We start from the raw sequence: 7,095 nt of genomic DNA, 5'->3' as shown, positions 1-7,095 counted from the left end.
TACTTGTCATTGATTTAACGCTGTCACAAGCGGATAAACCAAATAATAATAGAGCTCCAATAAGTAATACTGCTAATTTTTTAAACATAGTTGTTCATTCCTCCTAATGTAAATAAATCCGTAAATATAATAACAAATTATCTATCTTTATATTGTCATATATTGTCGAACGAAAATAAAAAAGAGAGCTGGAGCCTTCAAGGAGGTATGGAAACAACTATGAGCTTCGAGGGCCATCTTGGAATTCAATACTACAATTCATTTTTGGGAAGTGTATTTGAGAGCCTTTTATTTTTGGATTATAAGAGTGCTCTCACATTTACGACAAGCAATCTTCTCTTCCTCAAAAATGAATAAGTTTTCAGCATCACATTCTGGGCATACAACCGCAAATGGTGTTTTTATATTTTTATAACATAGGAAAGAAAGGGCTGCCAGGATTAGAGCTGGTATAACAAGCATCATAATTAAGAATAGGCCCGCAAAAACGCCTCCAATTATGGAAAGTGGTTTCATTAGTTTTCTACCCACGGAGTTTACTTGATTATCCTTCTTACGAAAAGCAGTAACAATGTAAGTTTTGGTTTCTCTTACCTGCTCAAATGCTCTTACCGTATTGTAATCTTGTTCATTCATAGTGGGATAGGAAGTGTTTTGCCCTTGAAACCCTCGTTGTATATAATAGTTGTTTGACTCAGCTATTCGTGGTGTATACGAGATTCCAGTTCCAGGTATATAAGTTGTTATTCTTGATTCAGTTGGAATGGAGTTCCCTCCCGTACCTGTGTATGTAAAGTTAATTTTCACACCCGGGGAAACTTGGATAATTCTACGAAACTTATAACCCATAATATTGTATCCTCTCCATCTAATTAATATAATTATTTACTAATTATAACAAATTTTTAACTTAAAATTAATATATTAAGTTAAAGCAAATTAATAAAAAGATTAATATTGAAGTTTACTAATTTAAGGCGTTTTAGGAGTCCTTTTTTATAAAGAAAAGACCCCCTAAGGTGCCTTCCTACGACTTGGACTATCCTGTATTAATGCCGTTTCGATCAGCAAATTAAATTATAAAAATAATTTGTTATATTTCCATGTACCCTAGCTCATATAATGTATAAGGAGATTATTGGTTAATTAATAGTGCACATATATTAGGGAGGTACATAAGCCATGTTAGAGGTAATTACGGCATTTTTCTTACTAATTCTCCATTCCATTGTTTATCTCTTTTCAAGTGGAGAAACTAAGCAAATAGCAAAAAACATATAAAAGAAATTCTTAATAGTCCTGATGGAATAATAATATTAATCGTTGCTACGGCACTTTTAATCGGGGGGATATATTTATTATCATTATGATTTCGGTTTATGACTATAAACTAAAATCATATCCAAGTATACGAGACAATGGTTCACTTAGGAAGTATTCGTATTATGGTGGCGAATGGGACACAGGTGGTCTTTTTGGAGAAGCCAAATGTGTTTATAATAAAACTGATGAATCGGATAATAAATAATATACATAAAGAAAAGGCGCTCAGATAAGGGTGCCTTTTCTAATAGTTTTTTTAGCAGAAGCAACTGCATCCGATAATGATTAATAGAATAAATAATACAACTAATAAAGCAAATCCTCCAGCGAAACCGCAGCCTTCGCCACAACTACCACCATATCCCATAACAATAGTGCCTCCTTTAGGCCAGAGGGTAAAACTAGGGTTCATTCCATGTATTTTAATGGGTTCACATTACCTTATGTTTTTAGGTATTAATTGAGCAGGTCCTTTTGAAAATAAAGAAAAGACGCCATAAGGCGCCTTCTTCCGACCTGAACCACGTTCATTTAGTATAAATCTATCCGTATTATCCCCTTGTTATACGTGTAAACACATCCTATAAAACAGAATCGTCTATATACACCAGATTGTTAGTTTACAAAATACAAGAGATTTGAGATCAATATTAGAGTGACGCGACATCTTTTATAATTGTCAATATGTTACGTCTTTCAAAAGAATCTGCTTTATAGAACGTGTCCACGATTTATATTTTACTATATGTAATATTTATTTAGTGTAATTTTACGAATATGTATAATTACATAAAGCTTATGAGAAAAAGAGAGTATACTTTGATATTGTGTAATAAAGACAAGGCCCACCTACGGAAATAGGTGGGCTTTTTTATTGGGTATTACTATCTCAGTGCACAAAAGGGAATTTGTATTTAAATAATAGCATATCCTTAAAGTTCTTATATTGAGAAATAAAGAAAAGACACCCCAAAGTGCCTTCTTCCGACTCGAACGACTTTAATTTTAATAATATAGTTCTAAGTTTAAAAACTATAGGGGTTTTTCCTGTGGGCTTTGTAAGTAGTTTTTACGAAATTATGAGTGTTTTTTATTCTGTATTTCAATAAGTTCATCTTTAATCATTTGTATATAATGTTCTTTTTCTCTTAGTTCAAATATAAATAATGCTTTTTTCATGTTATTAACAACATCTTCTTCATTATGTTGTTTAATCTTTAATAAATACTGACTTTTTAAATAGTATAGTTCACCTAGTAGGTATAAAGTGTCTAGATTAATAGCTAATTTGATGCCCTTATCAAGGTATTTTATTGCCTCTTCATGTTGATGTGTGAGGTCCAAAAATTTTGTTAAATTTAAAATGATTTTTAATTTAATTTCTTTATCTCTAGGGAAATCTAACTTATTAAAATTGGTTAAACATCTTCTTAATATATTAATACTTTTTTCATATTCTTTGTGTTCTGCATAAAATATAGCCATTGTCTGCATAATATCTATTTCTCTTTCTGATAAAAAATCAGAATTGGTTAAAGTTAGTTTTAATGCATGATTTAAAAGAGTTAAAGCAGTTTTTGTTGATTTATTTACCTCAAATATAGCAATTGCTTCATGCCATATTAGAAATTGTTTATCTTCTTTTGATTGAAAATTATTTTGTTTTTTTTCTTGTTTTACTATTTCATAAAGTTCTTTATATTGTTTTTGCTTTGCGCAATCTCTCATTACGTATTTTACATTTTGTACGTATTTTAATTTCTTGTTTTGAGTTAGTGCAAATATATTATTTGGATCAATACCAAGCCGTTCAGATAATTGATACAACAATATGCTAGATGGATAAATCATACCTTTTTCTATTTTGCTAATTTGACTTTGTGAACATATTCCATGACATAATTCAGATTGTGATATATTTTTTTTAATTCTAATTTCTTTAATGGTAATACCCAAATCGTAAAATTCCATTTTTTCACCTACTATTTAGCACTTTATTAGTTTAAGAATATTCGCTAATCTTTAATCTAATATAAAATTAATATATTTGCAATTCATGTTTATTTTCAAGGACTTAAAGTTTCTATAAGATGGTGAGGCTTTTTTATGTACAATAAAAGACACCCAAAGGTGCCTTCCTGCGACTTGAACCATCTTAATTTTAATAATATGTATTGGATGCCAAGCCGATCAAGTTAAGCTTTCATAATTCTCCATGTTTCCACTCTTTATTATGAATATCTAATCCTTCTTGGCCAAAGTAATGGAGAATAAATTCTTTTTCATCACTATCAGTTTTTTTAGCTAGTTTAGATCCTTCCATACTTTGCTTTTTTCCAGAGCGTAAATAATGAATTTCACTATAGTCTTCAACTGGAGATTCAAAATCTCCAGTGTACCATTTGTTCAGAAGAGATTCATATCTTTGTCTTTCATCATCAGTATTGATAACATTTAAGTTGTTTTTTAGGTATTGAATGTTTTCTTTGGTCACTTGAAATTGACCTATAAAACGGGTACCGGGACCATGAAGATTATTCCCATGAAATGTGATTTTTTGGAGACACATATGTATCATCATGTCATTTATAGTTTGCTCATCTCGGATTTCTCCAATCGACTGTGCTGCTTTAGATAAATCATCTTCATTTACTACATAACTATCTTTAGGTTGCTTTTGAATGGTTTGAACTTTCGGCTTTTCCTGAACCTTTTCTTCTTGTTTAGGTTTTAATTCATTTGTGGTCTTCTCATTTGAGCTACAAGCAACCATTCCAATAAATAATGCGCTACATGCTAATGCTGTAAGTAATTTTCGTTTCATGTTGAGTGCCTCCAGTATATACTAGTTATTTCAGAAAAAATGTAAGATTTCTAATCTAATGGTAGCAAACTAGTTATCTGTATAATGTCGTATTTTGTCGAAAAATAATAAGAAAGACACCTCACGGTGCCTTTCTCCGACTTGAACCACTTTAATTTTAATAATATGTATTGGACTCCCATCCAAATATTATTTTAAGTAATGTTGGTTATTGAAAAATATGGTTCAAATCTATATTTTATTAAGTATACTATTTGTTATTTTTCACTTCTTCTTTAACTTTTATAATTTTCCCTTTAATTTCGTCAGAGATAATAACATCAATATTGCCTTTTGTTTTTTTGTATTCTTGAAGTAATTCATTCGCATTTTGATTAAACGTTATTAATGTCCCGCTCGGTGATTCCATTTGTTCTTTTAAAGCTGTAATGGTACTGTACATTTTTTTATATTCTTCATAAAGTTCCTTATACTTTTCTGGTTGTTCTTTTGCAGCTTCAGATAACTCTCTTAGGCTCATTTCCATGCCGATATAGGTTGAGGACACAGTATCAATTGTTTTATCAAATGATTTTTTCTTTTCAGCGATAGCTAGATTGAAATCCTTACGATTATTAATTGCGTTTGACCAGGTTGTTGAGTATCCAGATAATACATCCTCGGAGATCATACCCATTGTTTCCGTTGCGATATAAAATGCAGCAGCAGATGCAATATTATTCGCTTCTTTCTTTTTTTGCTTTTCGGTTTCTTCCGAATTTTTTTGTACCATGTTCATAGATACAAGTGCGATTATTATAACTATAAAACCAATGACACTGCCAATAATTTTTTTATTCATATACATTCCTCCAATCGATTGTTCTCGGATGTTAGATTTTATTTATCGAATCAAAATAAAAGCACTCTTTCGAGTGCCTATTTTATGCAGATACAGTAGCTTTATCTTTACGGAAGATACCCATTAATCCGCCGATTAATAATAATACTCCTGGTAATAAGTAAATCAGAGAAATACAAATAAATCCCCCGATAGCAGCAACAGTCATCATGATACCGCCAACTTTCGCTTTACTTCTTACCATAACAGATCCAACGATTCCTAATACAGATAGAGCTACAGCGCCCCAACCTAATCCGATAATCGTATTTGCACCATCAGCTTCGAAAGCTGCTCCCATACCACCGATTAATAGTGCAACAAATGCACAAATAATACCAAAAATACCACCAATAAGTCCTAATACAAATTCAGCTGTTCGTTTCATGTTTAACTCCCTATATAATTATTTAGATTTAAAGAATACTTTATTCTGTTTCTGAGTTTCAAATTGAATCGTAAAGTCATCACCAGCATTTACAACTTGTGAAATATAACCTTCGCCTTCAGCGCCTTTGTATAATTTTTGATGTAACTGGTTAGGTGTTACAGCGGATAGTTCATGATTATATACTTGTCCTTCTTTTGATACTAATTTAAAGTTCATATCAGACAGTAAATATTCAAAATCTTGTGTTTCAGCATCTACTACTTTCCCTTTTACTTTAACTAATACCCATTCTTTTCCCTCAGGAGCAGGTTCGTTGAATTCATTTTCTTTTTTTAGAATTCCAAAAGCTTGTTCACCACGTATAACTTCTAAAATGGAAACTTCAACTTTCGCTTTGAATTTCTTAAATTCTCCACCGTCAGTATTTAAAATAACATCGTCTATAGAAGCAGTTTCATTAAATGCTATAGGATTAGAACGGTTACCCTTAGCGGATTCTGTTTTTCCTTCTTTTGAATTATCTTTTTTTGTTTCTTGTTTTGGTTGCTCTTTTTCTTTTGTTTCTACTCCATTACTAGTCTTCTCGTTAGATCCGCATGCAGCTAAACTAAAAGCAAGTGCTCCTGTTAAAGCGATTGTACCCAATTTCTTATACATTATGTTTCCTCCAGTTATGTAAAATGTAAGATTTCCAAAACTATCATAACAGAAACGGTTACAACTATTTTGTCATATTCTGTCGAAGGAAAATAAAAAAAAGACACCCAAAGGTGCCTTCCGACTTGAACCACTTTAATTTTAATAATATGTATTGGGCTCCCATCCGAGTATTATTTTATTATGTTAAATTGTTTTATTCATTTAGGGGTATCATCATATCGCCATTAACCTAAGAGTACCTACTACCTATTATTGTTATAAATATTATTCTGCCTAAGATTAATAAGAAGAGATGAAAAAGCACCTTCACAGGTGTCTTTTTTCATTATAGAAATATCTTAAATAAGACTCTTTTTAATAGTCTAATTGCAAAACCTTTGGATATTTTTAGGGATTATAATCAGGGTTTTATTTTCTCTCTCTGAATTCACATAATTTTCAAACATTATAACTTCACATTTTAAGATTTGGTATATAATGAAGGCAACCCGTAGTTAGAGTGTTTGCTCCGATTCAAATTATGAGATAGTTTGTTTCACCTTTTTTGCATTATCTAAAAAAGAACTTGTAGGGATTCCTACAAGTTCTTTTTGTGTTTTATTTTAAATAACCTACAATTTTTTAAATAATTAAAAGGCATAAGCTCAGTTTTACTTTTTACCAGTAACATGCTCTTAAATTTATCTTTCTTGTCCATCTGTTTGATTGGCTTGGAACTCCATTTTTAGCGCAATACTATCCCCTTGGAACACGTTCTGATCTGTGCCGTTGTCTTCAAATACAAACTTTATCCAAAACCAATCCATTTTCCCAGGTTTTAATCCCCCTGTTTCAGTCCACTTAGAATGAAATACTTTTTTGGAGGCAATCTCTGGGCTTTGTGATTTTAGTTCTGCAAGAGTTGTCTCGTATACAGGGTTTTTCGCAGGATCCCAATCCAAAAGAAATTGTACTTTAATATGTTTACCGAAATCTTCTGTAGTGTTATTTTGTTTTAAATCGTTTACAGTATAGTCT

The 7,095-nt window shown here is 31.2% G+C and carries 8 protein-coding genes and 2 pseudogenes; 1 reads left to right on the top strand and 9 read right to left on the bottom strand.

Annotated elements, in window-relative coordinates; all coding sequences use genetic code 11:
* Positions 1-88 (bottom strand): annotated as a pseudogene (locus JDS95_RS31435) (stress protein); the annotation flags it as partial.
* Positions 89-288: 200 nt separating this feature from the next.
* Positions 289-849: a DUF4236 domain-containing protein gene (locus tag JDS95_RS30175; RefSeq protein WP_000540765.1), complete on the bottom strand. Its 561-nt coding sequence runs from the start codon at positions 847-849 to the stop codon at positions 289-291.
* Between the two features lie 333 nt (positions 850-1,182).
* Here JDS95_RS30175 and JDS95_RS31430 point away from each other — a divergent pair.
* Positions 1,183-1,370, top strand: a pseudogene (locus tag JDS95_RS31430) (hypothetical protein).
* 209 nt (positions 1,371-1,579) lie between these two features.
* Here JDS95_RS31430 and JDS95_RS30170 read toward each other — a convergent pair.
* The 7 genes from JDS95_RS30170 to JDS95_RS30140 form a co-directional block, all read right to left on the bottom strand.
* Positions 1,580-1,690 carry a YjcZ family sporulation protein gene (locus tag JDS95_RS30170; RefSeq protein WP_000540371.1) on the bottom strand — a complete coding sequence of 37 codons (111 nt, stop codon included), beginning with the start codon at positions 1,688-1,690 and terminating at the stop codon, positions 1,580-1,582.
* 710 nt (positions 1,691-2,400) lie between these two features.
* Positions 2,401-3,294 (bottom strand): helix-turn-helix domain-containing protein, encoded by an 894-nt coding sequence (locus JDS95_RS30165; protein ID WP_000397869.1) that lies wholly within the window; start codon positions 3,292-3,294, stop codon positions 2,401-2,403.
* A gap of 232 nt (positions 3,295-3,526) precedes the next feature.
* The gene (locus tag JDS95_RS30160; RefSeq protein WP_000823715.1) at positions 3,527-4,147 is read right to left on the bottom strand and encodes a DUF6241 domain-containing protein; all 621 of its coding nucleotides are present in this window, start codon (positions 4,145-4,147) and stop codon (positions 3,527-3,529) included.
* A 250-nt stretch (positions 4,148-4,397) separates the two neighbouring features.
* Positions 4,398-4,988: a hypothetical protein gene (locus JDS95_RS30155; protein ID WP_001034981.1), complete on the bottom strand. Its 591-nt coding sequence runs from the start codon at positions 4,986-4,988 to the stop codon at positions 4,398-4,400.
* 82 nt (positions 4,989-5,070) lie between these two features.
* Positions 5,071-5,415, bottom strand: coding sequence for a DUF4064 domain-containing protein (locus tag JDS95_RS30150; protein WP_000831285.1), 345 nt, complete (start codon positions 5,413-5,415; stop codon positions 5,071-5,073).
* 18 nt (positions 5,416-5,433) lie between these two features.
* Entirely contained in the window at positions 5,434-6,075 is a 642-nt protein-coding gene (locus tag JDS95_RS30145) for a hypothetical protein (RefSeq protein ID WP_000277060.1), read from the bottom strand.
* Between the two features lie 683 nt (positions 6,076-6,758).
* Positions 6,759-7,095 (bottom strand): CalY family protein (locus JDS95_RS30140; RefSeq protein WP_242474210.1); only part of this gene is annotated, 337 nt, incomplete at its 5' end.

Origin of the sequence: Bacillus cereus group sp. N24, assembly GCF_016483345.1 — a bacterium.
GTDB classification, from domain to species: Bacteria; Bacillota; Bacilli; order Bacillales; family Bacillaceae_G; genus Bacillus_A; species Bacillus_A toyonensis.
The sequence above is the reverse complement of the archived record's forward strand: the minus strand, read 5'-3'. Positions and strand labels throughout refer to the sequence as shown.

Excerpts from the sequence above, each read along its gene's own strand:
- JDS95_RS30175 (WP_000540765.1), bottom strand. The coding sequence starts at position 849 with ATGGGTTATAAGTTTCGTAGAATTATCCAAGTTTCCCCGGGTGTGAAA.
- JDS95_RS30170 (WP_000540371.1), bottom strand. The coding sequence starts at position 1,690 with ATGGGATATGGTGGTAGTTGTGGCGAAGGCTGCGGTTTCGCTGGAGGA.
- JDS95_RS30165 (WP_000397869.1), bottom strand. The coding sequence starts at position 3,294 with ATGGAATTTTACGATTTGGGTATTACCATTAAAGAAATTAGAATTAAA.
- JDS95_RS30160 (WP_000823715.1), bottom strand. The coding sequence starts at position 4,147 with ATGAAACGAAAATTACTTACAGCATTAGCATGTAGCGCATTATTTATT.
- JDS95_RS30155 (WP_001034981.1), bottom strand. The coding sequence starts at position 4,988 with ATGAATAAAAAAATTATTGGCAGTGTCATTGGTTTTATAGTTATAATA.
- JDS95_RS30150 (WP_000831285.1), bottom strand. The coding sequence starts at position 5,415 with ATGAAACGAACAGCTGAATTTGTATTAGGACTTATTGGTGGTATTTTT.
- JDS95_RS30145 (WP_000277060.1), bottom strand. The coding sequence starts at position 6,075 with ATGTATAAGAAATTGGGTACAATCGCTTTAACAGGAGCACTTGCTTTT.